Origin of the sequence: Streptomyces sp. NRRL B-1347 (genome assembly GCF_000720325.1) — a bacterium.
Taxonomy (GTDB): domain Bacteria; phylum Actinomycetota; class Actinomycetes; order Streptomycetales; family Streptomycetaceae; genus Streptomyces.
In genome coordinates this window covers 1-24,066 of record NZ_JOJM01000006.1, presented here as the reverse complement: position 1 = coordinate 24,066, position 24,066 = coordinate 1, and the positions used below count along the sequence as shown (strand labels likewise).

General features: G+C 72.4%; 16 protein-coding genes and 1 riboswitch. Of the genes, 3 read left to right on the top strand and 13 right to left on the bottom strand.

The features are described from left to right. Nucleotides 1-95: 95 nt before the first annotated feature. The 9 genes from eno to IG74_RS0108420 all read right to left on the bottom strand — a co-directional run bounded on the left by eno (nt 96) and on the right by IG74_RS0108420 (nt 11,768). The gene (eno, locus tag IG74_RS0108460; RefSeq protein WP_030672174.1) at nt 96-1,376 is read right to left on the bottom strand and encodes a phosphopyruvate hydratase; all 1,281 of its coding nucleotides are present in this window, start codon (nt 1,374-1,376) and stop codon (nt 96-98) included. A 268-nt stretch (nt 1,377-1,644) separates the two neighbouring features. Beyond that, nucleotides 1,645-2,385 (bottom strand): transglycosylase family protein, encoded by a 741-nt coding sequence (locus IG74_RS0108455; RefSeq protein ID WP_030672171.1) that lies wholly within the window; start codon nt 2,383-2,385, stop codon nt 1,645-1,647. 4 nt (nt 2,386-2,389) lie between these two features. Further along, nucleotides 2,390-2,583, bottom strand: a riboswitch (cyclic di-AMP (ydaO/yuaA leader). Between the two features lie 191 nt (nt 2,584-2,774). After that, nucleotides 2,775-3,911, bottom strand: coding sequence for a transglycosylase family protein (locus tag IG74_RS0108450; protein ID WP_030672168.1), 1,137 nt, complete (start codon nt 3,909-3,911; stop codon nt 2,775-2,777). 132 nt (nt 3,912-4,043) lie between these two features. Continuing rightward, nucleotides 4,044-5,339 (bottom strand): cytochrome P450 family protein, encoded by a 1,296-nt coding sequence (locus IG74_RS0108445; RefSeq protein ID WP_030672165.1) that lies wholly within the window; start codon nt 5,337-5,339, stop codon nt 4,044-4,046. Nucleotides 5,340-5,448: 109 nt separating this feature from the next. Then, nucleotides 5,449-6,453, bottom strand: a complete 1,005-nt coding sequence (locus IG74_RS0108440) for a nucleoside triphosphate pyrophosphohydrolase (RefSeq protein WP_199818802.1) — start codon at nt 6,451-6,453, stop codon at nt 5,449-5,451. Nucleotides 6,454-6,484: 31 nt separating this feature from the next. Further along, nucleotides 6,485-7,126, bottom strand: a complete 642-nt coding sequence (locus IG74_RS0108435; RefSeq protein WP_030672158.1) for a SurA N-terminal domain-containing protein — start codon at nt 7,124-7,126, stop codon at nt 6,485-6,487. Between the two features lie 190 nt (nt 7,127-7,316). Further along, complete coding sequence (locus IG74_RS0108430; protein ID WP_030672761.1) at nt 7,317-8,855, bottom strand: serine/threonine-protein kinase; 1,539 nt, start codon at nt 8,853-8,855, stop codon at nt 7,317-7,319. Next, complete coding sequence (locus tag IG74_RS0108425; RefSeq protein ID WP_030672155.1) at nt 8,852-9,439, bottom strand: hypothetical protein; 588 nt, start codon at nt 9,437-9,439, stop codon at nt 8,852-8,854. The genes IG74_RS0108430 and IG74_RS0108425 overlap by 4 nt, the downstream gene beginning before the upstream one ends. 178 nt (nt 9,440-9,617) lie before the next feature. Continuing rightward, the gene (locus IG74_RS0108420) at nt 9,618-11,768 is read right to left on the bottom strand and encodes an N-6 DNA methylase (RefSeq protein ID WP_030672152.1); all 2,151 of its coding nucleotides are present in this window, start codon (nt 11,766-11,768) and stop codon (nt 9,618-9,620) included. Nucleotides 11,769-12,186: 418 nt separating this feature from the next. Between IG74_RS0108420 and IG74_RS0108415 the strand changes: the two genes are divergently transcribed. Continuing rightward, nucleotides 12,187-12,963 (top strand): hypothetical protein, encoded by a 777-nt coding sequence (locus IG74_RS0108415; RefSeq protein WP_030672149.1) that lies wholly within the window; start codon nt 12,187-12,189, stop codon nt 12,961-12,963. Nucleotides 12,964-13,059: 96 nt separating this feature from the next. Here the strand turns inward: IG74_RS0108415 and IG74_RS0108410 are convergent, their stop codons facing one another. Beyond that, the gene (locus IG74_RS0108410) at nt 13,060-13,728 is read right to left on the bottom strand and encodes an HNH endonuclease family protein (protein ID WP_051854729.1); all 669 of its coding nucleotides are present in this window, start codon (nt 13,726-13,728) and stop codon (nt 13,060-13,062) included. 229 nt (nt 13,729-13,957) lie between these two features. Between IG74_RS0108410 and IG74_RS0108405 the strand changes: the two genes are divergently transcribed. Then, nucleotides 13,958-14,380, top strand: coding sequence for a nuclear transport factor 2 family protein (locus tag IG74_RS0108405; protein WP_030672143.1), 423 nt, complete (start codon nt 13,958-13,960; stop codon nt 14,378-14,380). A 50-nt stretch (nt 14,381-14,430) separates the two neighbouring features. Here the strand turns inward: IG74_RS0108405 and mfd are convergent, their stop codons facing one another. From mfd to IG74_RS0108390, 3 genes are all read right to left on the bottom strand, one after another. Beyond that, nucleotides 14,431-17,967, bottom strand: coding sequence for a transcription-repair coupling factor (gene mfd / locus IG74_RS0108400; RefSeq protein ID WP_030672140.1), 3,537 nt, complete (start codon nt 17,965-17,967; stop codon nt 14,431-14,433). 282 nt (nt 17,968-18,249) lie between these two features. After that, complete coding sequence (locus IG74_RS0108395; protein ID WP_030672137.1) at nt 18,250-20,832, bottom strand: ABC transporter permease; 2,583 nt, start codon at nt 20,830-20,832, stop codon at nt 18,250-18,252. After that, on the bottom strand, nt 20,829-21,617 hold the full coding sequence (locus tag IG74_RS0108390) for an ABC transporter ATP-binding protein (RefSeq protein WP_030672134.1): 789 nt from the start codon (nt 21,615-21,617) through the stop codon (nt 20,829-20,831). The genes IG74_RS0108395 and IG74_RS0108390 overlap by 4 nt, the downstream gene beginning before the upstream one ends. A 527-nt stretch (nt 21,618-22,144) precedes the next feature. Between IG74_RS0108390 and IG74_RS0108385 the strand changes: the two genes are divergently transcribed. Then, on the top strand, nt 22,145-23,809 hold the full coding sequence (locus IG74_RS0108385; RefSeq protein ID WP_078868667.1) for an MFS transporter: 1,665 nt from the start codon (nt 22,145-22,147) through the stop codon (nt 23,807-23,809). Nucleotides 23,810-24,066 lie beyond the last annotated feature (257 nt).

Below are 24,066 nucleotides of genomic sequence, written 5' to 3'. Positions count from 1 at the left end.
CGCCTCCCCAGTACGTGCGTACGTCCCCGCACACGGTACGGGACCGAGTACGGGGACGTACGTACGACTGGCTAGGCCTTAGCCCTGGAAGAGGCTCAGCCCTTGAAGCGCGGGAACGCCGAGCGGCCCGCGTACACCGCGGCGTCGTCGAGGATCTCCTCGATGCGAAGCAGCTGGTTGTACTTGGCGACGCGGTCCGAGCGGGCCGGGGCGCCGGTCTTGATCTGGCCGCAGTTCACCGCGACGGCGAGGTCGGCGATGGTGACGTCCTCGGTCTCGCCGGAGCGGTGGGACATCATGCACTTGAAGCCGTTGCGCTGGGCCAGCTCGACGGCGTCCAGGGTCTCGGTCAGCGAGCCGATCTGGTTGACCTTGACGAGCAGCGCGTTGGCGGCGTCCTCGTCGATGCCGCGCTGGAGGCGCTCCGGGTTGGTGACGAAGAGGTCGTCGCCGACGATCTGGACCTTGTCGCCCAGCTTCTCGGTGATGATCTTCCAGCCGTCCCAGTCGTCCTCGTACAGCGGGTCCTCGATGGAGACCAGCGGGTACGCGGCGACCAGCTCGGCGTAGTAGTCGGTCATCTCGGCGGCCGAGCGGGACTTGCCCTCGAACTCGTAGGAGCCGTCCTTGTAGAACTCGGACGCGGCGACGTCGAGGGCGAGCGCGATCTGCTCGCCGGGCACGTAACCGGCCTGCTTGATGGCCTCGACGATGAGGTCGAGGGCGGCGCGGTTGGAGTCCAGGTTCGGCGCGAAGCCGCCCTCGTCGCCGAGGCCGGTGGACAGGCCCTTGTTCTTCAGGACCTTCTTCAGCGTGTGGTAGACCTCGGCGCCCCAGCGCAGGGCCTCGGAGAAGGACTCCGCGCCGATCGGGGCGATCATGAACTCCTGGATGTCGACGTTGGAGTCCGCGTGGGACCCGCCGTTCAGGATGTTCATCATCGGCACCGGCAGCAGGTGCGCGTTCGGACCGCCGAGGTAGCGGAAGAGCGGCAGGTCGGAGGCCTCGGAGGCGGCGTGGGCCACGGCGAGGGAGACGCCGAGGATGGCGTTGGCGCCGAGGGAGCCCTTGTTGTCCGTGGCGTCCAGGTCGAACATGGCCTGGTCGATCAGGCGCTGCTCGGTGGCGTCGTAGCCGACGAGCTCCGGGCCGATCTGCTCGATGACGGCGAGGACGGCCTTCTCCACGCCCTTGCCGCCGTAGCGGTTGGCGTCTCCGTCGCGGAGTTCGATGGCCTCGAAGGCGCCGGTGGAGGCGCCGGAGGGAACGGCGGCACGGCCGGTGGAGCCGTCGTCGAGGCCGACCTCGACCTCGACCGTGGGATTGCCTCGGGAGTCCAGGATTTCCCGGGCTACGACGACGTCGATGGACGGCACGAGCATCTCCTTATGGGATGTGACGCGGGGTACGCGGGGGTACTGGGGGCCGCGCTGGCCCCTGCGACACGAGCCTAACCGGCTCCGGGGCATCGGCCAGCCGACCGCCCATCACCTGGACGGGCCGACCGGGCCGCACGCGGATAGTTCCCTCACGAAACAAACTACCGGACCAAAAGGTACCGCCCCGGTGCGCAGGGGGGACGCGCACCGGGGCGGTAGCCCATGGGGACGGGGTGGCTCCGGGCACCGCCGGGGCCGGGGCGGGTCAGCTGAGGTGCAGCTGCTGGCCCGGGTAGATGAAGTCGGCGTCGGTGACGATGTCGTCGTTCAGCTGGTACAGCTTCTGCCAGCCGCCCTTGACGTCGTGCTCCTCGGCGATCTTGGACAGGGTGTCGCCCGTCTCGACCTTGTACTCGCCGTCGCCCTTCTTCACGACCTTGCCGGTCGGGGTCTGGACGGTCTTCTTCTCGACCTGCGGGGCGGCCTGCTGCGGCTGGTGCTGCGGCTGCGCCTGCGGCTTCGGAGCGGCCTGCTGCTGCGGCTGGGCCTGCTGCTGCGGCTGCGGCTTGGTCTGCTGCTGCGGCTGCTGCTGGCCGCCGCCGGTGGAGCCGCCGCCGGTGTACGGGGAGCTGGACAGGCCCACGCCGCACTTCGGCCACGCGCCCTTGCCCTGGCCCGCGAGGACCTTCTGGGCGATCTCGATCTGCTGGGCCTTGGAGGCCTGGTTGGCGGTGGCCGCGTACTTGGTGCCGCCGTACGCGGCCCAGGTGGAGGCGGAGAACTGGAGGCCGCCGTAGTAGCCGTTGCCGGTGTTGATGGACCAGTTGCCGCCGGACTCGCACTGGGCGACGCGGTCCCACTCGGAGGCGGTGGCGGCGTTGGCCGTGCCGGTCGCCATCAGCGGGGCGGCGACGGCGGCACCGGTGACACCGACGACGGTGGCGGCGCGGGTGGCCTTGTCGAGCTTGGTCGGACGACGGTGCTTGCCCTTGCCGGAACGCAGCATGAAGTGATCCCCTCACCGACGCCTGCGAGGTGAGCTGTCGGGTTCGGGCGGGTGAGTGCCCGGCCGCACGTCCTAGCGCGCGACTTCACCCCAAGCCGGTTCCGTACGTCTCACGACCGCGCTCTCACGCGGCCGGCCAACGTCCGGGCCCGGCACTTACCTTGGGTCCCCCGCTCCTGCCTTCGGCGCTCGAAGCGACGACTGTTCCCGTCCGGCCGTTGGCAGGATTCGGCGTACCGACCGGCGGGGCCCGCTGTGGCGAGCGGTCCTGACCGTAGTCAGGCAATCATCCGAATTTCAAAGACGATCAGGGCTTCTGAGACCCATCTCTCACTTGCCTCTCACCGTCTTTAAACCGGACATTCATCGCGAACTGCCGGGCAACTGGCCTACTTTTCGCCCGACTTCCCCTCGGTTCCCGCCTTGTCGTCCGCGCTCAGTTCGAGCCGCTGACCGGGGAGGATGAGGTCCGGGTCGGAGCCGACCGTCTTCTTGTTGCCCGCGTACAGATCCGTCCAGCCGCCGTCAAGGTCGTGGCTGTCGGCGATCGCCGAGAGGTTGTCGCCGGAGCGGACCGTGTACGTGCCCGAGGGGCGCTCGGCGCCGGGTACGTCCCGCGCCTCTCCGCGCGAGGCGTGACGCCCGGGGCCGGTGTCGCCGGACGGGGCGTTCTCGTCGGCGCTGCCGCCGCGGTGGCGGCCGGAGGGGCGGTCGTCGGACGCGCCGTCCGTGCCGGGCGTGGCGCCGTCGGACGCGCCGGGCGCGCCGGACTCCCCGGACTCCTCCGGCGAAGCGCTGTCGTCCGCACCGGACTTGCCCGCGTCACCGGCGGGCTTGCGGTGCTTGCCGCCGCTCTCGCGCGAGTCGCCCCCGGCGTCCTTCGCGCCCTTGGCGGCGTCGCCACCCTTGCCGTCCCCGCTGTCCTTACTGTCCTTGCTGTCCGAATCGTGACTCTTGTCTCGCGATTCGGTGGAACTGCCGGGCTTCTCGGCCTTCTCGGAGCCGTCGTCGGCGGTGTCGGAGTCGCCGGACCCGGCGCCCTCCTCCTTCTCCTCGCCGGACCGCGAGGACTCCCCGGAGTCCTTGGACCCCTCGGAGTCCGACGAGCGCGGCGGGGCCGACGGCACGCCCGGGTCGACGTCGGCGGACTTGCCGCCCTTCTCCAGGCCCGCGGTCGGGGCGCAGTTCGGCCAGGCGTCGGGGCCCCGGTCGGCGAGCACCTTCTCGGCGACGTGGATCTGCTGGGAGCGGCTCGCCTGGTCGGCGCTCGGCGCGTAGGAGAGGCCGCCGTACTGCTCCCAGGTGTCCTGGGTCAGCTGGAAGCCGCCGTAGTAGCCGCTGCCCTTGGCGCTCCAGGCCCCGCCGCTCTCGCACTCCGCGACCTTGTCCCACGTCTCGGCGTCCGCGGCGCTCGCGCTCGACGCGCCGAGCAGCGGGATGGCGATGGCTGATCCGGTGACGCCCGCCGTGACGAGGATCGCCGGGACCTGGCGGGGGCGACGGTGACGGCCTTGGCCGGAGAGCATGCAGGTGCCTTTCGTGGACGACAGGTCAGGCACGGCACCGAGTGCGCGCGGACGCGCGGGTGCCGGGCCGTCGTGAACGTAGCCGCAGTCGAACGTCAGTCACAAGTCGGTTCAGCCGAGATCACGTGAAAGTCACATCGTTGACGGCCCGTCAGCACGGGTGACCCGCGGGGCGGGTGTGAAACGCACCGGCAACGTCCTGAGGCCCCGCATGATGAGCCCGCCGCGCCATCTCAACTCCTCTGGCTCCACGGCGAGTTGCAGGTCGGGAAGGCGGCGGAGCAGGGTGGCGAGGGCGGTCTGGCCCTCCAGGCGGGCCAGCGGCGCGCCGAGGCAGTAGTGGATGCCGTGGCCGTAACCGAGGTGCTGGTTGTCGCGGCGGGCGAGGTCGAGGAGGTCGGGCTCGGCGAAGCGTTCGGGGTCGCGGTCGGCGGCGGCGAGCACGACGAGCACCGGGTCGCCCGCCGCGATGTCCTGGCCGCCGATGCGCAGCGGCTCGGTGGCGAACCGCCAGGTGGCCAGCTCCACGGGCCCGTCGTAGCGCAGCAGTTCCTCAAGGCCGGTGGCGAGCAGGCCGGTGTCGCCCGCGGCCAGGGACCGTTGCAGCAGCGCGCGCTGCTCGGGGTGGTTGAGCAGCGCGTACGTGCCGTTCCCGATGAGGTTCACCGTCGTCTCGAAACCGGCGAACAGCAGGATGAAGGCCATGGCGGCGGCCTCGTTCTCGGTGAGGTGCTCGCCGTGGTCGGAGGCGCGGATGAGCCCGGAGATCAGGTCGTCGGCGCCCTCGTCCGCGAGGGACTCCCGCTTGCGGTGGATGAGCTCGGCGAGGTAGCCGCGCATCTTCTTCACCGAGCGCGCCACGCCGCCGCGCGGGCCGCCGCCGTGCCGGATCATCATCCCGGCCCAGTCCCGGAAGTCGTCCTGGTCCTCGCGCGGTACGCCGAGCATGTCGCAGATGGCGTAGATCGGCAGCGGGAACGCGAACTCGTGGATGAGGTCGGCCTCGCCGCGCTCCGCGAACCCGTCGATGAGCTGGTCCGTCAGCTCCTGCACCCGGGACTCGAACTCCGCCACGCGGCGCGGTGTGAACGCCTTCGACACCAGGCGGCGCAGCCGGGTGTGGTCCGGCGGGTCGATGTTGAGCAGATGCGTCATCAGCTCGGCCTTGCGCTCGCCCGGGATGCCGGTCTTGCCCTTGGCGTGCGCGGGCTCGTCGTGGTGCGCCGGGTTCTTGCTGAGCCGCTGGTCCGCGAGCGCCTGCCGGGCGTCGGCGTACCGCGTGACCAGCCAGGCCTCGACGCCGCTCGGCAGCCGGCGCCTGGTCACGGGGGCGTGCTCGCGGAGCCAGGCGTAGGCGGGGTAGGGGTCGCTGGCGAACTCCCAGGTGAAGAGCTCGGGCTCCGGGGGGACGGGGGGCTTGTCGTGCATGCGGTCGACGGTAGCCGCCCGTCCCTCGCGGGGCGCCCCAGGCCCGCCCCTTCCCGATCCGGGGGCTCCGCCCCCGTGCCCCCGTTTTTCGGCGCTTCGCGCCTCGTCCTCAAACGCCGGACGGGCTGGATGTGCCTCTCGCTGTCTCCGCCGCTCGGACGGCGTCTCGGTAGGCGCGGGCCGCCGCCCGCAGCGCGGCTTCCGGGTCGACGCCCGCGGCCTCCGCGTGGACGGCCATCGCGAGGAGTTCGTAGCCGATGCCCTCGCCCGTCGGCAGCGGTACGTCCAGGGCGGCCGTGCGGGCGCGGGAGGCGAGCTTGGCGGCGAGGGCTAGGCCGGGCTGGCCGAGGGGGATGCCCTCGGTCACCGAGTCGCGCTGCTTCTCCACCGCCTTGGTGCGCAGCCAGTGCGCCTTGACCTCCTCGGGGGTGGCGGCCGTGTCGTCGCCGAAGACGTGCGGGTGGCGGTGGACGAGCTTGTCGACGATGGTGCCCGCCACGTCGTCCACGGAGAACGGCGCCTCCTCGTCCTCCTCCGCGATGCGCGCGTGGAAGACGACCTGGAGCAGGACGTCGCCCAGCTCCTCGCGGAGCTCCGTGCGGTCGCCGTCCTCGATCGCCTCGACCAGTTCGTACGCCTCCTCGATGCCGTACTTCGCGAGGCTCTCGTGGGTCTGCCGGGACGACCAGGGGCACTCGGCCCGGATGCGGTCCATGACCTGGACGAGGTCGAGGAGGCGGGCGCCCGGCAGGTCGTACGAGCCGGGGAGCAGCTCCAGGTCCGGCATGGCGAAGCGGCCCGAGCCCGCGAGCCGGGCCAGGCCGTCCGTCAGCGGGCGGTCGCCCTCGGCCGTGGCCACGACCAGGACCGTGCGGCCGCCCTCGCAGGCGGTCACCAGCTCCTCCGCGGTGGGCGCGGCCTGCTTGACGTCGACGCCCGCCTCGCGCAGATACGGCAGCTGCGGGTGGGCGGCGTCGGCGCACAGGACCTCGTCGGCGCCGTGCAGGGCCTGCCAGGCCGGCCAGGACAGGAGGCCGGGGGCTACGCGGTGGCTGGTGGTGAGCAGGACGATGCGGCCCGCCGGGGTTTCGTTCACGGGTCGAACGTAACCCACGGCTCTGACAGCGGCGGCGCCCCGTGAGGGCTCAGGCCGCCGCCTCGCGCAGCCACGGCGTCTTGGCGTCGACGCGCTTGTTCTGGGCGGCGTCCCACCTGCCGTAGCGCGGGTTCACATTGACGTCGAGCTTCTTGGAGGCCTTGGACAGGGCGGCCCAGAAGGTGTCCTGGCCCGCCTTGGAGTTCATGTCGGCGCCGAGCTTCGCGGCCAGCTTCTGGGCCTCGATCTCGGTGCGGATGCTGTCGTCGAGGCGCTTGGGCGCCACGTTGTACTGCTGGAGCCAGCCCGCCTCCAGGGCCTTGCTGCCGCCCGCCTGTTTCGCCATGCCGGCGCGCGTGGTCTGGATCTCCTTGCGGGTGACGCTCACCCCGGCGTCGCGCGCGGCGCGGTGCAGGACCCGGTCCAGGACCATCGTGTGCAGCGTGTTGCGGGTGAGCGTGCCGGTCTTGGCGATGACCTGCTCGTACTGCCGCTCGTCGGGGACGGCGGCGCGCTGTGCGGAACGCACCTCGTTCACCCGGTGTTCGAGCTGCGCCACCGTGATGCGGTCGTCGCCCACGACGGCCGCGGCGCCGGGGCGCACATCACTGCCGCAGGCGGTGAGGAGAGGGGCAGCGGCGACGGCCGCGGCGGAGAGGAGGAGCGCGGTGCGACGACGGCGGCGGTGCAAGTTGGCCTCCCGGTGGAGAGATTGTGCTTCGCTGCACAAAGTCTTGCGGTGATCGATGGTAGGCAGCGGTGGTCGTCTCGGCCACCCTTCCCCCAGAACTTTCGTCCAGTTGCTTCAGTCCGTTCAGGGGGACGCGCCACCACCAACGACTCACCGGGAGTTGGGGCACCCCCGGCGTCCGGAAACCGCCCTATCCGCGCACTTGCCCCAGCCACTGGAGGGTGCGGCGGATCTCCGCGGGGAAGGGGTGCCCGATCCCGTGGACGCGCTCCGCGTCCAGGACGAGCCGCGCCAGCGTGTCGTGGGCCGCCGAGCGGTCCCCGAGGGCGAGCAGGAGGTGGCCGATGCGGCGGCGGATCTCCAGGGACTGGCGGATGTCGTCCGTCGCGTACTGGTTCTCGTAGTAAGGGAGCAGGGCGCGGTACTCGGCCAGGGCCGCGGCCGGTTCGCCGAGCTGTTCCAGGCACTGCGCCGCCTCGTAGCGGAACTGGAGGGACTGCGGGTCGGCGTGGCCGGACTCGGCGGCGCGCTGGTCGGCGAGGCGGCGCAGCTCCGGCAGGGCGCGGCGGTACTGGCCGTCGTCCATCAGCGTCGCCGCGTACTGCTTGCGCAGGGTGCGGACGACCGGTGAGTGCTCGCCGTGCTGGGCGGCGGCGGCCGGCAGGATCGAGCCGAGGACGTCCACGGCCTGGGTGATGCGGCCCTCGCCGAGCAGCCGCTTGACCTCGTCGACGGCGCGTGCGACGTCCTGGCCGTGGCCCGGCCGGGGCGGCTGGGCCTGCGGGGTCGCGGCGGGGGTCGTGGCGCGGTCCGGCCAGGGCGCGTGCGGGCGCAGGAACGGGCGGGTCGGGTCGAGCGGGCGGCCGGACGGCGCGGAGCGCGCGGGCAGCAGCGGCACAAGGTCCTCGTAGACGTCCTGGGCGCTGGCGGGCCGGTGCTGGGGGTCCTTGGCGAGCAGGCGCAGGACCAGGGACTCCACGGGCTCGGGGACCTCGGGGCGCAGGCGCCGCACGGGCAGCGGCGGCTCGTACAGATGCCGGTGCAGCACGCCGAGGGCCGTCGAACCGGCGAACGGCACGTCGCCGCTGAGGAGTTCGTGGAGCAGCACGCCGAGCGCGTACAGATCGGTGTACGGGCCGACGGCGCCGCCCATGGCCTGCTCCGGCGCCATGTACGAGGGGCTGCCGATCGGGGAGCCGGTGTGGGTGAGCCGGGTGGTGTCGGTGTCCATGACCGAGGCGATGCCGAGGTCGAGGATGGTGAGCGTGCCGTCCTGGCGGACCATCACGTTCCGCGGCTTGAGGTCGCGGTGCACGATCGGCACCGCGTGCACCGCGGAGAGCACCGCGCACAGCTGGGCGGCGACGGCGACCGCCCACTGCCAGGGGTAGGGGGCGTGCTCGGCGAGGTGGTCGCCGAGGTCGGCGCCGTCGACGTACTGCATGACCAGGTAGAGGTCGTCGTCGTCGCTGCCCGCGTCGTGCACGGTGACCAGGCCGGGGTGGTCGACCTGCGCGGTGACGCGGCACTCGCGGACGAAGCGGCGGCGCAGCTCGTCGGCCTCGGCGCCCGCGACCTTGTCCGGGCGAAGCAGCTTGACCGCGACGCGGCGGTCGAGGCGCTGGTCGTACGCCGTCCAGACCTGGCCCATGCCGCCCTGGCCGATGAGGGTGGCCAGCTCGTAGCGCCCGGCGACGACGCGTCGGTCGGTGCCCGCCGCCACGGTCAGCTGCCGCCTTCCTGCTTGCGCAGGTAGTCGCTCAGCTCGTCGAGCTCGGCCCGGACCTGGTCGATGCGGGCGGGCGGCTGCCGGCCCGGCGGATTCGGCGGCGGGGCGGGCGCCGGGTGCGGCGCGGGGGCGGGGACGGGCGTGCTCTGCGTCGGGTAGCCGTACGACGGCTGGTGCTGCTGCGGCGGGTAGGCCGGGAACTGCGTCTGCTGGTACGCGGCCTGGGCGCGGGCGAGCCGCGCGTGGTGGCGGATGTCCATGGTCAGGTAGTAGGCGATCACGGGCACCAGCGTGGAGACGAGGATCGTCATGCCCGTGTTCCCGGGCCCGGCGAACTCCTCGTCGCCCTTGTCGACGCCGATGAGCACCACGGCGAGCACGTCGAAGCCGACGACGACCACGAAGAACACCCAGTCGCGCACCGCGCGCGTCACGAGGGCGAGCCGCAGCATCGCGGCCCACGCCAGCAGGCCGCACGTCAGGACGGCGAGCACCACGAACAGCACGCGCATCGTCACGGGCGAGCCGGTCGACGAGGCCGAGGGGGCCGGCGGGGGCGGCGGCGCGTAGCCGTGGCCGTGCATGGCTGCTCCTGGATACCTGACGAAGCGAACGGTTGAGGATTCGAGCGTATAGGCCGACTCCGGGGACCCGAATCGGGTTGTACCGAACCGTTGTCGTACTGATCACGTGCCGATCACGCGGTACGTGGCGGTCCGCCGCTCCCGGTGCGGGTGGTGCCCGTGGTGCCTGCCGCGCCGGTCACGGGGCCGGGTCCGGTGCGTCCGGCGCGACCGTGCCGTCGGTGAGTCCGTCGTACATTCCGCGCACCAGTTGCTCCCCCAGGCGGCCCGCGAGCCGCAGCGCGTCCTCGAAGGCGGCAAGCGCGCGGAACCGCTCGCCGTAGCCGCGCTGGCGCTCCGGCGGCAGACGGGGCAGCTGGAGGCGGCGCACGTCGAGCCGGGCGGAGGTGGAGGCGTAGCTGCTGGCCTGGCGGTTGTTGGCGGTGCCGCGCAGGAACCCGGCGAGGAACCAGGGGTCGAGCGCCGCCGGGTCGGGGCGGAGCAGCGCGAGGCCGCGGCCGAGGGCGGCGCCCGCGGTGGCCTCGTCGACGACGCGGGCGGCGGCGCCGCCGGAGACGGGCACGACGACGTCGCCGGGCTCGGTGAGCACGGGCCGCTCCGCCTGGGCGGGCATGCCGTCGTCGGGGGGCGCGGCCGGGGCGACCGGAGGGGCCGGGGTCGCGCCGGTGAGCACGTCGTGGTCGGTGAGGACCGGCACCCCGGCCGCGGCGGCGACGCCGCCGGTGCGGATCACCAGGGCGCCCGCGCGGGCGAGTTCGCCGACGGTGGTGAGCGGCCAGCGCGCGGTGTCGGGGGCGCCGGGCGCGGCCCGCGGCGGGGTGAGGTCCGCGGTCAGGCGCAGGGTCGCGCCGAGCCGGTCGCGGACCTCGCCCAGCTCCCGCACGCCGCCGCCCGCGGCCCGGGGCGGCAGGCGGCGCGCGGGCGCCAGGTCGACCTCGTCGTCGAGGAGTTCGAGCACCGGCACCGAAAGGGCGAAGCCGGGGATCTCCTCGAGGGTGCCGTGCCGCTCGAAGCGGTGGTAGGCGTCGAGCACCGCGTCCTGCACGGGCGGCCAGGCGCGCGGGTCGCGCCCGTCGGTGTGCCGGGATTCGGGGTGCCGTGCGTCGGGGTGCCTGCCGTCGGCGGCGGCCGTGGCCTCGGCGGCCTCGACCAGGAGGGCCTCGGGGGCGGCGGGCGCGCCGGGGCCCGGCCTGCGCAGGACCCAGACGTGCAGCGGCAGGTTGTACGGGGGCGCCGCGCCCGGCGGCAGCGCGATCACGGCGCGCAGGGCGCCGCGGCGCAGCAGGTCGGCGCGGATGCGGCGGCCCGAGCGGCGGGACGCGGCGGCGGGCGGCATCAGCAGGACGGCGGTGCCGCCGTCGCGGAGGCGGGCCAGGGCGTGCTGCACCCAGGCGAGTTCGGACTCGGTGCGGGCCGGCAGGCCGTACTCCCAGCGGGCGTCGTAGGAGAGCTCGTCGTGGCCCCAGTTGCGGTCGTTGAACGGCGGGTGGCACAGGACGGCGTCGGCGGCGACGTCCGGGTGGGCGTCGGCGCGCAGGGCGTCGGCGGCGGCGGTGCGCACGGTGGCCGGGGCGTCGGAGCCGAGGGCCAGGCGCAGCGCGGTGAGCGCGGCGAGGTCGGGGGCGCTGTCCTGGCCGTACAGCTGCTGGCCGGGGGCGCCCGCGGCGGCGCGCAGCAGGGCGCCGGTGCCGCAGGCCGGGTCGAGCACGCTGCGGGCGGGCCCGGCGAGCGCGGCCATGAGCTCGGCGGGGCCCTGGGGGGTGAGCGTGTACTGGCGGGGGTTGGCGTCGAGATGGCGGCCGAGCAGGAACTCGTACGCCTTGTGCGCGCCGAGTTCGGCGGCGAGTTCGGCGGCGGAGCGCAGCAGCGGGACGGACGGCAGGAGTTCGGGCGTCGCGGGGACGCGCACGGCGCGGGCCCGCCGCGCCTTGCCGAACCTCGGGGTGAGCACGGTGTCGAGGGCGTCCGGGAGCAGCCGCGCCAGGTGCGCGTCGGACACGGCGCTCAGGCGCAGCCAGTCGGTGTGCCGGTCGTGCACGAGCAGCAGGCCGCAGCCCGCGTGCAGCAGGGCGGTGACGGGGCCCGCGGGGTGTCCCGCGAGCTGCTGCCAGACCCGTTCGCGCAGCGGCACTTCGGAGAGTTTGCCCTGGCCGCGCAGCCACTGCTCGACCTCGGCGAGCGCGAAGGAGGGGCTGGTGTCGGTGCCGCCGACGGGCTTGGGGAAGTCGGCGTGGCGGCGGCGCCAGTTGCTGACCGCGGCGCGGCCGACTCCGGCGAGGCGGGCGATCCCGGCGGCGGTCACCTCGGTGGCACCCGCCCCGTGCGTCATGTGCGCCCTGTGTGTCCTGTGTGCCTCGGGCATCCCATGCGCCTCGGGCGTCCCATGCGCCTCGGGCGTCCCATGCGCCTCGGGCGTCCCATGCGCCTCGGGCGTCCCAGAAACCCTGTCTGCCCGCCCTGCCCCGGCCGCCCCGCCGGCCCCGGCCTTGTCGTGTGTCGCGTCCCCCGTGCTCCCGCCCGGCCGCGTCGGCCCGCTGGTCCCCACTGCCCCGCCCCTCGTCGCTCGATCCCGCGTGCGGCGCGCGTCGGTCATCGCGCACCGCGTGTGACGCCGAGCCTACCCACGCGAGTCGCGCACACCCCTTCACGGCCGTTAATCACGTATTGATTGTGAACGGTGTTGACTCGGTTCACAAGCTTCTGGTCTGATAGCCGAGCTGAACACGAACTCCCTGGGGGGACTCTCCATGCACGCCTTTTCGCGCCGCACGGCCTTCGCCGCGCTCTGCCTCGCCACCGCCGCGACCGTCACGCTGACGGGCTGCGGGGGCGACAAGTCCGACGACACCAAGAAGTCGGCAGCGACGAAGAAGAAGGACCCGTTCGCGGACCTGTCGGGGCCGCAGATCATCGACAAGGCCGTGAAGGCCACGAGCGGCGCGTCCTCGCTCCGCATGAAGGGGTCCATGGCGGACGGCGGCGGCCCCGGCCACATCGACCTCGCGCTCGACACCGAGGGGCAGTGCGTCGGGACCATCGGCACCGGCGGCGAGGGCTCGGTCGACCTGATCGGTAAGGGCAAGACCGTGTACATGCGGTACGACGCCGCGTTCCTGCGCTCCGAGATGAAGGGCGAGCCGAAGTCCGACGTAGACGCGTCGATCGACATGATGGCGGACCGCTGGGTGAAGACCAGCACCACGAAGTCCGACGAGAAGGACTTCGCCCAGTTCTGCGACCTGACGACCGTCCTCGCGGACTTCAAGGACGTCGACTCGGCGGCGCGCAAGGGCAGGACGACCACGGTCGACGGCGTCCCGGCGATCGCCCTGCACGAGACCGACGGCAAGGAGCGGGCGACGCTCTATGTGGCCACCGAGGGCAAGCCGTATCTCCTGAAGGCGGTCAACGACCCGGGCAAGGGCAAGAAGCGGGACACGATCACCTTCACCGACTTCGAGAAGCCCGTGAAGGCGACCCCGCCGAAGGGTGACGTGCTCGACCTCGACAAGCTGGACGGCTGACACCCGCCGGGCCGCGGGGCGCGCGCCGAGCGCCCCGCACCGGCACCCGCACCGGCACCGGCACCGGCACCGGCACCGGCACGCCGGACGCCCGCGTCACCGCGCCCGGAAGCGCTCCGGGGCCCGGGTCGGGTTTCCGCCGCCGGGCAGCCTCTCCTCGGGGCAGCCCGCCAGGACCCGCCGCATCGCGTCCCGCTCGGCGCCCGTCACCGACAGCTCGTACTTCTTCTTCACCGCCACCTGCCGCGCCACGTACGTGCAGCGGAAGCCCTTGTCGGGCGGCAGCCACGTCGCGGTGTCGCCGTCGCCCTTGCCGCGGTTGGGGCGCGCGTCGACGGCGAGGAGGTTCAGGGGGTCGTTGGCGAGGGCTATGCGCTTGCTGGCGTCCCAGCGCTGCGCGCCCTTCTGCCAGGCGTCGGAGAGCGCCACGACGTGGTCGATGTCGACACGGCTGCGGCCGCGCGTGAACGTCACGTCCTTGCCGGTGTACGGGTCGGGTGCGAGCGTCCCCGAGGCGACCACGCAGTCGCCGTCCCGGAACTTCACGCTCTTCAGGTCCCGCTTGAGTATGTCGTCGCGGGTGCCGCAGCCGTTGGAGTCGGTGTCCGCCCAGGCGCTGCCGAACCGCGCGCGCTCGTAACCGGTCTTGGGGGCACGGCCCTTGACGGTCAGTGAGTCCACGGCGGCCAGCGCGGAGCCCGCGCGCCCGCCGGGCGCGCCGCCGTCCTTCGCCCTGTCCTTGTCACCGTCGTCGCAGCCGGCCAGGGCGCCGAGCGCGGCGGCCAGTACGACGGCGCAAGCGGCAGTGCGCCGCCCCGTGTCCCCGAACTTCACGAAATTTCCCTCCCCATGGACCGGCCCCCACGGTACTCGAATGCCCTGACGGGCCGTCGGCTACCTGACAGGTAATCGACCGCCACCCTGCGCCCTGGCAGTCTCCAGGGTGTCAGCAGGACCCGCACGGGGTTCCGGTCACGCCAGAGAGGGAGCCACCATGGCCACCGAAGTCACGGTCGAGGACGCCACCCGCGCCACCGTCGACGCCTTCTTCGCCGCGCGCATCGCCAACGACACCGCGCGCCTCACCGAGATCTTCGCCGACGACGTCGACTGGCTGCTCGCCGAGAACCCCGTCGTCCCGTGGATACGCTCGCGCTCCACCGGCGCCGAATGCGCCGCCCAGGGCGAGGAGTTGGCGAGCCACACGGTCGCCGAGGACGCGCGGGCGAGCGTGGACACGTACCTGGTGAGCGGGCAGGACGCCGTCATCATGGGCCATCTGTCGGGCACCGTACGCGCCACCGGGAAGTCCTTCGATGGCCCCTTCGCGCTGCGCCTGACCGTCGAGAACGGCCGGATCACCCGGCACCACCTGTACGAGAACAGCCTCTCCGTCGCGGCGGCGTGCACGCCCTGAGCCCGCCCGGACCCGCCCCGGGCCCGCCCTGGGGCGCGCACGCCGCCGGGCTACGACCCGAGGACCGAGGCCAGGAACTCCCCCACCCAGCCGAGGAGTTCACGTCCGACCAGCGGCTTGCCGCCGACCTTCGCGGTCTTCGGCCGGGGCACGAGCACCTGGTGCGTGGCCCCCTTGATGACCGAGCCGGGGTAGAGCCGCTTCAGGCGCAGCTCCTGGGACTCCCGCAGCTCCACCGGCGCGAAGCGGATGTTCGTGCCCTGGAGGACGATCTCGCCGACGCCGCAGGCCCGCGCCAGCATGCGCAGGCCCGCCACGAGGAGGAGGTTCTCGACCGGCTCCGGCAGCTTGCCGTAGCGGTCGGTGAGCTCCTCGCGGACGGCCTTGACGTCCTCCTCGGAGTTGGCGGAGGCGATGGCGCGGTAGGCCTGGAGGCGCAGCCGCTCGCCGGGCGCGTAGTCGTGCGGGACGTGCGCGTCGACCGGCAGCTCGATCTTCACCTCCAGCGGCGGCTCCTCCTCCACTCCGCCTTCGAGGGAGGCGCGGTAGTCGGCGACGGCCTCGCCCACCATGCGCACGTAGAGGTCGAAGCCGACGCCCGCGATGTGGCCCGACTGCTCGCCGCCGAGGAGGTTTCCGGCCCCTCGGATCTCCAGGTCCTTCATCGCCACGTACATGCCCGCGCCCATCTCCGTGTGCTGGGCGATGGTCGCGAGCCGTTCGTGCGCGGTCTCCGTGAGCGGCTTCTCCGGCGGGTACAGGAAGTACGCGTAGCCGCGCTCGCGGCCGCGGCCAACGCGGCCGCGCAGCTGGTGCAGCTGGGACAGGCCGAAGTTGTCGCCGCGCTCCACGATCAGGGTGTTGGCGTTGGAGATGTCGATGCCGGACTCGACGATCGTCGTCGACACGAGTACGTCGAACTTCTTCTCCCAGAAGTCCACCACGACCTGTTCCAGGGCCTGCTCGGACATCTGGCCGTGAGCGGTGGCGATCCGCGCCTCCGGCACGATCTCGCGAAGCCGGGCGGCGGCCCGGTCGATGGACTCCACCCGGTTGTGGATGTAGAAGACCTGGCCCTCGCGCAGCAGTTCACGGCGGATGGCCGCGCCGATCTGCTTCTCCTCGTACGGCCCCACGAAGGTGAGCACCGGGTGGCGCTCCTCCGGCGGCGTCGTGATCGTCGACATCTCGCGGATGCCGGTGACGGCCATTTCGAGCGTACGGGGAATGGGCGTCGCCGACATCGTCAGGACGTCGACGTTGGCGCGCAGCTTCTTCAGCTGCTCCTTGTGCTCCACGCCGAAGCGCTGCTCCTCGTCGACGATGACCAGGCCCAGGTCCTTGAACTTCGTCTCGGAGGAGAACAGGCGGTGGGTGCCGATGACGATGTCGACGGAGCCGTCCTTGAGGCCCTCCAGGGTCGCCTTCGACTCGGTGTCGGTCTGGAAGCGGCTGAGCGCCCGTACGTTGACGGGGAACTGGCCGTACCGCTCGGTGAACGTGCCGAAGTGCTGCTGCACCAGCAGCGTCGTCGGCACGAGGACCGCGACCTGCTTGCCGTCCTGGACGGCCTTGAACGCGGCGCGCACCGCGATCTCCGTCTTGCCGTAGCCGACGTCGCCGCAGATCAGGCGGTCCATCGGGACGGACTTCTCCATGTCCTCCTTGACCTCGGCGATCGTCGTGAGCTGGTCGGGCGTCTCCGCGTACGGGAACGCGTCCTCCAGCTCGCGCTGCCAGGGCGTGTCGGGGCCGAAGGTGTGGCCGGGGGCCGCCATCCGCGCCGAGTACAGCTTGATCAGGTCCGCGGCGATCTCCTTGACCGCCTTCTTCGCGCGGGCCTTGGTCTTGGTCCAGTCCGCGCCGCCGAGCCGGTGCAGCGTGGGGGCCTCGCCGCCCACGTACTTGGTGATCTGCTCCAGCTGGTCGGTGGGGATGTACAGCCGGTCGCCGGGCTGGCCGCGCTTGGCGGGGGCGTACTCCACGACCAGGTACTCGCGGGTCGCGCCCTGCACGGTGCGCTGCACCATCTCGATGTAGCGGCCGACGCCGTGCTGCTCGTGGACGATGTAGTCGCCCGGCTCCAGGGTGAGCGGGTCGATGGTCTTGCGGCGGCGGGCGGGCATGCGCTGCCCGTCCTTGCCCGCGGCCTTCTGCCCGGTGAGGTCGGTCTCCGTCAGGACGGCGAGCCTGAGCTCCTGGTCGACGAAGCCGTAGTCGATGGAGCCGCAGGCCACGTGCACCACGGACGGGCTGATCCCGGCGAGGTCCGCGTCCAGGCGGGCCGCGATGCCCTCGCCGCCGAGCACCTCGACGGTGCGGGCGGCCGGGCCGTGCCCCTCCGTGACGTACACCGTCCGCCAGCCGTCGGCCAGCCAGCCCTTGGTGTCGGCGAGGGCCTTCGCCGTGTCCCCGCGGTAGGTCTCCGGGGCGTGCATGCCGAGCTTCAGGGTGTCGGCGCCCAGGACCTCGTCGGCGGCGAACGGGCTCACCGACCACCACATCATGCCGAGCTCACGGGCCCGGTCGCGGACGTCCGCGATGCCCCACAGCGAAGCCGCGCCCACGTCGATCGGGGCCTCGCCTCCGCCGGCCGTCGCCGCCCAGCTGGCCTGGAGGAACTCCTGGCTGGTCGCCACCAGGTCGGCGGCCCGGGTGCGCACCCGCTCGGGGTCGCACACGACGGCCATCGAGCCCTCGGGCAGCACGTCGAGCAGCAGCTCCATGTCGTCCACGAGGACGGGGGCGAGGGACTCCATGCCCTCGACCGCGATGCCCTCGGCGATCTTGCCGAGCAGCTCGCCCAGCTCCGGGTGCGCCTCGGCGAGCTCCCGCGCGCGGGCGCGCACGTCGTCGGTGAGCAGCAGCTCCCGGCACGGCGGCGCCCACAGTCCGTGCTCGGCCACCTCGAGCGACCGCTGGTCGGCGACCTTGAAGTAGCGGATCTCCTCGACGTCGTCGCCCCAGAACTCCACCCGCAGCGGGTGCTCCTCGGTGGGCGGGAAGACGTCGAGGATGCCGCCGCGCACGGCGAACTCGCCGCGCTTCTCGACCAGCTCCACGCGGGAGTACGCGGCCGCGCCGAGCGCGTCGACCACGTCGTTCAGGTCGGCCGAACGGCCCGTGCGCAGCTCCACGGGCTCCAGGTCGCCGAGCCCCTTGACCTGCGGCTGGAGCACGGAGCGCACGGGCGCCACGATCACGCTGACGGGGCCCGTCTCCGGGTCGGCGCCGTCGGTGCTCGGGTGCGCCAGGCGGCGAAGGACGGCCAGGCGGCGGCCCACGGTGTCGCTGCGGGGGCTCAGCCGCTCGTGCGGCAGCGTCTCCCACGAGGGGTACTCGGCCACCCCCTCCGGCGGCAGGATCGTGCGCAGCGCCGCGGCCAGGTCCTCGGCCTCCCGGCCGGTCGCCGTCACGGCGAGCACGGTCCGCCGCGACTCGCGGGCGAGGGCGGCCACGGCGAAGGGCCGGGCGGCGGGGGGACCGACGAGGTCGACGTGGGGCCGGTTGCCGTCGACGGCGGCCTTCACCGCTTCGGTGAGGGCCGCGTCCTTGACGACGGCGTCCAGCAGTCCGTGCAGGGTCATGAAGGGGCATCCCGTCCGGGGGCGTGGGCAACGCGAACCACCCGACACGTCTCACGGGCCGGGGGCCTCCCAGAGTACGTCGCCCGGCCCGGCGCCTGCGCGCCGTCGATCGCGCTACGCGCTCGTCCTCAAACGCCGGACGGGCTGATTCAGCCCGTCCGGCGCTTGAGGACGAGGCCCGGAGGGCCGACGAAGCGGGGAAAGGGGCGCAGCCCCATCTGGCCGAGGGCCGGTGCCAGGGGAGCGTTCCCCTGGCACCGGCCCTCGCCCTGTCCGGGAGGACTACTCCGTCGCGATGGCGTTCAGCACGTTCATCCGGCCCGCCCGGAACGCCGGGATCAGGGCGGCGAAGAGGCCCACGAAGGCGGAGCCCACGAAGACGGCGATGATCGTCGGCCAGGGGATCTCCAGGACCTTCAGGCCCTCCAGGGCGAGGAGCTGCTGGGCGGTCGCGCCCCAGCCCATGCCGAGGCCGAGGCCGAGGAGGGCGCCGAAGAGGGCGATGACCACCGACTCCATGCGGATCATGCGGCGCAGCTGGCGGCGGGAGAGGCCGATGGCCCGCATCAGGCCGATCTCCCGGGTCCGCTCGACCACGGACAGGGCCAGGGTGTTCACCACGCCCAGGATGGCCACGATGATCGCGAGGCCGAGCAGGCCGTAGACGATGTTCAGGAGCTGGCCGACCTGGTCCTTCAGGGTCTGCTTGAAGTCGGTCTGGTCCTGGACCTTGAGCTGCGGGTCCGTCTCCAGGGTCTTCTTGAGCGCCGCATAGGCCTCGTCCTGCTTGCCGTCGACCGCCTTCGCGAAGACCGTTTCGCTCAGCGGCATCCGGTCGGGGGCGACGTACCGCTCGACGGTGGTGATGTTCAGATACATCGCGCCCCGGTCGAGGCTGCCCTCCTCATCGGTGATCGCCGCGAGCTTCAGCTCTCCGGTCCGCCCGTCGTCGAAGGCGACCTTGAGCTTGTCGCCCACCTTCAGGTGGTGGTCCTTGGCGAAGCCCTCGCCCACCGACATCGCGTTCGTCTCGTACGCGGCGGACATCTCGCCCGCGGTGGTCTCGCGGCGCAGGTCCTGCACATAGGTGCGGTCGTTCGCGCTGAGGCCGACGCCCTTGTCGGTCTTGCCGTCCGGGGTGGTGACGTCGGCCTTGACCTCCTTGAACCGGGTGGTGTGGGCGACGTACGGGGTCTCCTTCAGACGCTGCTCGACCTGGTGGCTGACACGCTGCTTGCCCTGCACGATGAAGTCCGCGCCGACCGACTTGTCCAGCTCGTCCGTGGCCGAGGCGACCATCGAGGTGCCGACCACCGACAGGCAGGCCACCAGGGCCAGGCCGATCATCAGGGCCGCGCCGGTGGCGCCGGTGCGGCGGGGGTTGCGCAGGGCGTTGCGCTCGGCCATGCGGCCGACGGGGCCGAACCACCGCAGCAGGACCGCACTGATCGCACGGACCACGAAGGACGCGAGGACCGGGCCGATGACGACGAAGCCGATGAGCGTGAGGACGATGCCGAGGCCGAGGAAGAGAGAGCCCTCCTTCGCCTCGTCGGCCGCCGCGGCGGCGTAGAGGCCGAAGACTCCGGCGCCGGTGAGGACCAGGCCGAGGGCGGCGCGCACGGCTCCGGACTTGCCGTCGGCGGGGGTGCCCGCGTCGCGCAGGGCGGCCATCGGGGAGACCTTGCCCGCGCGGCGGGCCGGGAGGTACGCGGCGAGGACGGTAACGATGATGCCGAGGAGCAGGCCCACCACCGGGGTCGTCGCCGAGATGGTGAGGTCCTCGGTGGACAGCTCCATGCCGATGCCCGACATCAGCTTCATCAGGCCGACCGCGAGGCCGATGCCCGCGCCGATGCCGAGGACGGAGCCGACGACGCCGAGCAGCAGGGCCTCGACGAGCACCGAGCGGTTGACCTGCTTGCGGCTGGAGCCGATGGCCCGCATCAGGCCGATCTCGCGGGTGCGCTGGGCGACCAGCATGGAGAAGGTGTTGATGATCAGGAAGATGCCGACGAGGAAGGCGATCCCGGCGAAGCCGAGCATCGCGTACTTCATGACGTCCAGGAAGCTGCCGACGGACTTGCGGTTGTCGGCGATGCTCTCCTTCTGCGTCTTGATCTTGTAGTCGGCGGCGTCGGCGCCGAGCGTGCTCGCCACGTTCGCCTTCAGGCGCTCGTCGCTGACGCCGCTCGCGGCGGTGACGTTGACGTGGGTGAACCGGCCGGTGGCGCCGAGCAGTTCGCGCTGGGCGGTGGCGGTGTCGAAGTAGACGACGGTGGCGCCGGGGTTGGTCACCTTGAAGGTGGCGATGCCGGTGATCTTCGTGGTGAAGCTGCCGCCGGCCACGATGGTGCGCAGCTCGTCACCGATCTTGAGGTTCTTCTTGTCGGCGGTGTCGGCGTCGAGCATCACCTCGGTGGGGCCGCGCGGGGCGTGCCCGGAGGTGATCTCCATCGACCGCAGGTCGTTCTTCGTCCAGTTGCCCGCGAGGGTGGGGGCGCCGCTGGACGGGCCGATGTCCTTGTTCTTGGAGTTGACGACGGTGACGCTGTCGCTGGTGACCGCACCCTCGACGGACTTCACGCCGTCGGCCTTCTTCACCTGGGCGAGGGCGGCGGCGGGCAGGCTCTCGGGCTTGCCGGTGCGCGGGCCCTCGTCGCCCGCGTCCGGGGCGTCCTTCGGGGTGAGCGTGACGTCGGACGACGTGGCGGCGAAGAGCTTGTCGAAGGTGGTGGACATCGTGTCGGAGAACACGAGGGTGCCGCACACGAAGGCCACCGAGAGGACCACGGCGACCGCGGAGAGCGCCATGCGTCCCTTGTGCGCGAGGAAGTTGCGCATCGAGGTCTTCAGGACGGTCATGACGTGCGCCCCCGGGCGTCGAAGTGCTTCATGCGGTCCAGGACCTGCTCGGCGGTGGGGCTGTACATCTCGTCGACGATGCGGCCGTCGGCCAGGTACAGCACGCGGTCCGCGTACGACGCGGCGACCGGGTCGTGGGTGACCATGACGATGGTCTGGCCCAGCTGCGTCACCGACGTCCGCAGGAAGCCGAGGACTTCGGCGCCCGCGCGGGAGTCGAGGTTTCCGGTCGGCTCGTCACCGAAGATGATCTCGGGCCGGGAGGCCAGGGCGCGGGCCACGGCGACGCGCTGCTGCTGACCGCCGGAGAGCTCGGTGGGCCGGTGCTTGAGGCGGCCCGCGAGACCGACGGTCTGGACGACCTGATCGAGCCAGCCCTTGTCCGGCTTGCGGCCGGCTATGTCCATCGGCAGCGTGATGTTCTCCAGGGCGTTCAGCGTCGGCAGGAGGTTGAACGCCTGGAAGATGAAGCCGACGCGGTCACGGCGCAGCTGGGTGAGCTTCTTGTCCTTCAGGCCGGTGATCTCGGTGTCGTCGAGGTAGATCTGCCCGCTGCTGACCGTGTCGAGACCGGCCAGGCAGTGCATCAGCGTGGACTTGCCGGACCCGGAGGGACCCATGATCGCCGTGAACTGGCCGCGGGCGATGTCCACGTCGATGTGGTCGAGCGCGACAACGCGGGTCTCCCCGGAGCCGTACGCCTTGACGACCTGGCGCGCCCGCGCCGCCACGGCCGTACGCCCGCCAGTTCCCCCGTGCCTGGGAGTGGATACAGCCGTTGTCACGGTAAGTCTCCTAAGTCGGTGACGAGATGAACGCGTGTCGGCGCGCTCACACAGATCAGTGTGGATCGCCGGGGTGCTCCGGCGCCCTGGTGCCCAGCGCAGTCTTTTCCTGGGGAAAACCCCACCCCCCGCGCTGTGGTTCGTCGCAGGGCGCGGAGCCGGACCCCTTGGTGCGGAAGGCGGAGCCGGACCCCTTGGTGCAGAAGGCGGAGCCGGACCCCCGTTACCGGCCCCGCACTCCGTGCCCGTGCCCGGCGCTTTCGCCCCGTGCCCTGCGGCGTAAAGCAAATCTAAGGACGGAGGCAGGGCTTCTCGTCCTCCGCCGGTACCAACGTCCCCCTGTCCCTAGTACGGAGGTCCCCCTAGGGGTTCTCCACCCGGCGGTGGAGGGCTTCTCAGGGTTACTCCACCCTCTTGTTGACCACACAACCGTCCTACCAGCGGAGAAGCCCTCCACCCCTCCCTGCGACGCGCCATCGGTGAGAAGGTGACCGGGGCAACCGGTGCAGGGGGAAAGGACTTTGGCCATGGAGGCAGCGGAGAAGGAGACGGAGACGCGGCGCACGGACCGGCGCGGTGCCGTCGTCGCCGCCCTCATGCTGGTCATGGCGCTCGCCGCGCTCGACGCCACCATCGTCTCCACGGCCGTACCGCAGATCGTCGGCTCCCTCGGCGGCTTCTCCGTCTTCTCCTGGCTGTTCTCCGGCTATCTGCTCGCCGCGACGGTCACCCTGCCCGTCTACGGGAAGCTGTCCGACACCTTCGGCCGCAAGCCCGTCCTGATCGTGGGCTGCGTCCTCTTCCTCGCCGGTTCGGTGCTGTGCGCGCTCGCCTGGAACATGGGCTCGCTGATCGCCTTCCGCGTACTGCAGGGCCTCGGCGGCGGCGCCCTCCAGGGCACCGTGCAGACCGTCGCCGCCGATCTGTACCCGCTCAAGGAACGCCCCCGCATCCAGGCCAGGCTGTCGACCGTGTGGGCCGTCTCCGCCGTCGCGGGCCCGGCGGTCGGCGGCCTGCTCACCGCGTACGCCGACTGGCGCTGGATCTTCCTGATCAACCTGCCCGTCGGCGTGTTCGCGCTCTGGCTGATAGCCCACCACCTGCACGAACCGATACGCCCCCCGGGCGAGCGGCACCGCGTCGACTGGCCGGGCGCGCTCGCCGTGTTCGCCGCGGGCGGGGCGCTGCTCACCGCGCTCGTCCAGGGCGGCGTCGCCTGGGACTGGCTGTCGGCGCCCTCGCTCGCGCTGTTCGCGGCGGGGCTCGCGTGCGTCGGCGTGATCGTGGTGATCGAGCGACGCGCCGCGGACCCGATCATTCCGGGCTGGGTGTGGCGGCGCCGCCCCATCGCCGCCGTGAACCTGGCGCTCGGCTCGCTCGGCCTGCTGATGGTCGCGCCCACGGTCTTCCTGCCCACGTACGCGCAGTCGGTGCTCCAACTCGCCCCGATAGGCGCCGGTTTCGTCCTGTCCATCATGACCCTGAGCTGGCCGCTGTCGTCGGCCCTGAGCCAGCACGTCTACCGGCGCATCGGCTTCCGCAACACCGCGATCATCGGCATCAGCGCCGCCGCCTGCGTCCTGTTCGCCTTCCCGCTGCTCCCCTACCCCGGCGCGGCCTGGCAGCCCGCGCTCCTGATGCTGCTGCTCGGCGCCGCGCTCGGGCTCTTCCAGCTCCCCCTGATCGTCGGCGTCCAGTCGACCGTGGGCTGGACGGAGCGCGGCACGACCACCGCGTCCGTGCTGTTCTGCCGCCAGATCGGCCAGACCGTGGGCGCGGCCGTCTTCGGGGCGATCGCCAACGGCGTCCTCAGCGCGCGCCTCGGCGGCGCGGGCTCGCTCGACTCCGTCGCGAAGTCCCTCGACGACCCGGGCTCCGTCGCCGACGCGGACCGGCTGCGCCGGGCGGTCGACGCGGCCGTGGACGCCGTGTACGTGGGGGCGGCCTGCGCGGCGGTGCTGTGCCTGCTCGTCCTGCTGCTGCTCGCGCCCCGGCGCTTCCCGGTCCTCCAGGAGCCGGAGCCGGACGCCGACGGGGCCGACAGGGCCGACGGGGCCGACAGGTCCAACGGGGCCGACGGGGCCGACGGGGCCGACGAACACGTCGGGCGGCCCGCCGAAACCGAGGCGCAACAGGCCCCCCAGGAGGCGCAGTTGACTCGTACGCGCCCCGAGAAGCGCCATACCGACTGATCAGTATGGGGAAAACCCCACGCACCCCCACTACCTGCCAGTAACGTACTCGGCCCTCGCTCCCTCGCGGTCCGCACCGGACCGCACTCGCGGTCCCTGCCGGACCCGACGCGCGGCCCCACAGGACCGCGCCCGCGGTCCGCACCGGACCGAAGCCGCGCAAGGAGACGCAAGGAGACCGGGATGCCCCACCTCCCCCCAGACTCGTCCCCCCACCCCTGTCTCTTATACACATCTGACGCTGCCGACGAATAAAG

Excerpts from the sequence above, each read along its gene's own strand:
- IG74_RS0108455 (WP_030672171.1), bottom strand. The coding sequence starts at position 2,385 with ATGCTGCGTTCCGGCAAGGGCAAGCACCGTCGTCCGACCAAGCTCGAC.
- IG74_RS0108450 (WP_030672168.1), bottom strand. The coding sequence starts at position 3,911 with ATGCTCTCCGGCCAAGGCCGTCACCGTCGCCCCCGCCAGGTCCCGGCG.
- IG74_RS0108445 (WP_030672165.1), bottom strand. The coding sequence starts at position 5,339 with ATGCACGACAAGCCCCCCGTCCCCCCGGAGCCCGAGCTCTTCACCTGG.
- IG74_RS0108425 (WP_030672155.1), bottom strand. The coding sequence starts at position 9,439 with ATGCACGGCCACGGCTACGCGCCGCCGCCCCCGCCGGCCCCCTCGGCC.
- IG74_RS0108420 (WP_030672152.1), bottom strand. The coding sequence starts at position 11,768 with ATGACGCACGGGGCGGGTGCCACCGAGGTGACCGCCGCCGGGATCGCC.
- IG74_RS0108415 (WP_030672149.1), top strand. The coding sequence starts at position 12,187 with ATGCACGCCTTTTCGCGCCGCACGGCCTTCGCCGCGCTCTGCCTCGCC.
- IG74_RS0108405 (WP_030672143.1), top strand. The coding sequence starts at position 13,958 with ATGGCCACCGAAGTCACGGTCGAGGACGCCACCCGCGCCACCGTCGAC.
- mfd (WP_030672140.1), bottom strand. The coding sequence starts at position 17,967 with ATGACCCTGCACGGACTGCTGGACGCCGTCGTCAAGGACGCGGCCCTC.
- IG74_RS0108395 (WP_030672137.1), bottom strand. The coding sequence starts at position 20,832 with ATGACCGTCCTGAAGACCTCGATGCGCAACTTCCTCGCGCACAAGGGA.
- IG74_RS0108385 (WP_078868667.1), top strand. The coding sequence starts at position 22,145 with ATGGAGGCAGCGGAGAAGGAGACGGAGACGCGGCGCACGGACCGGCGC.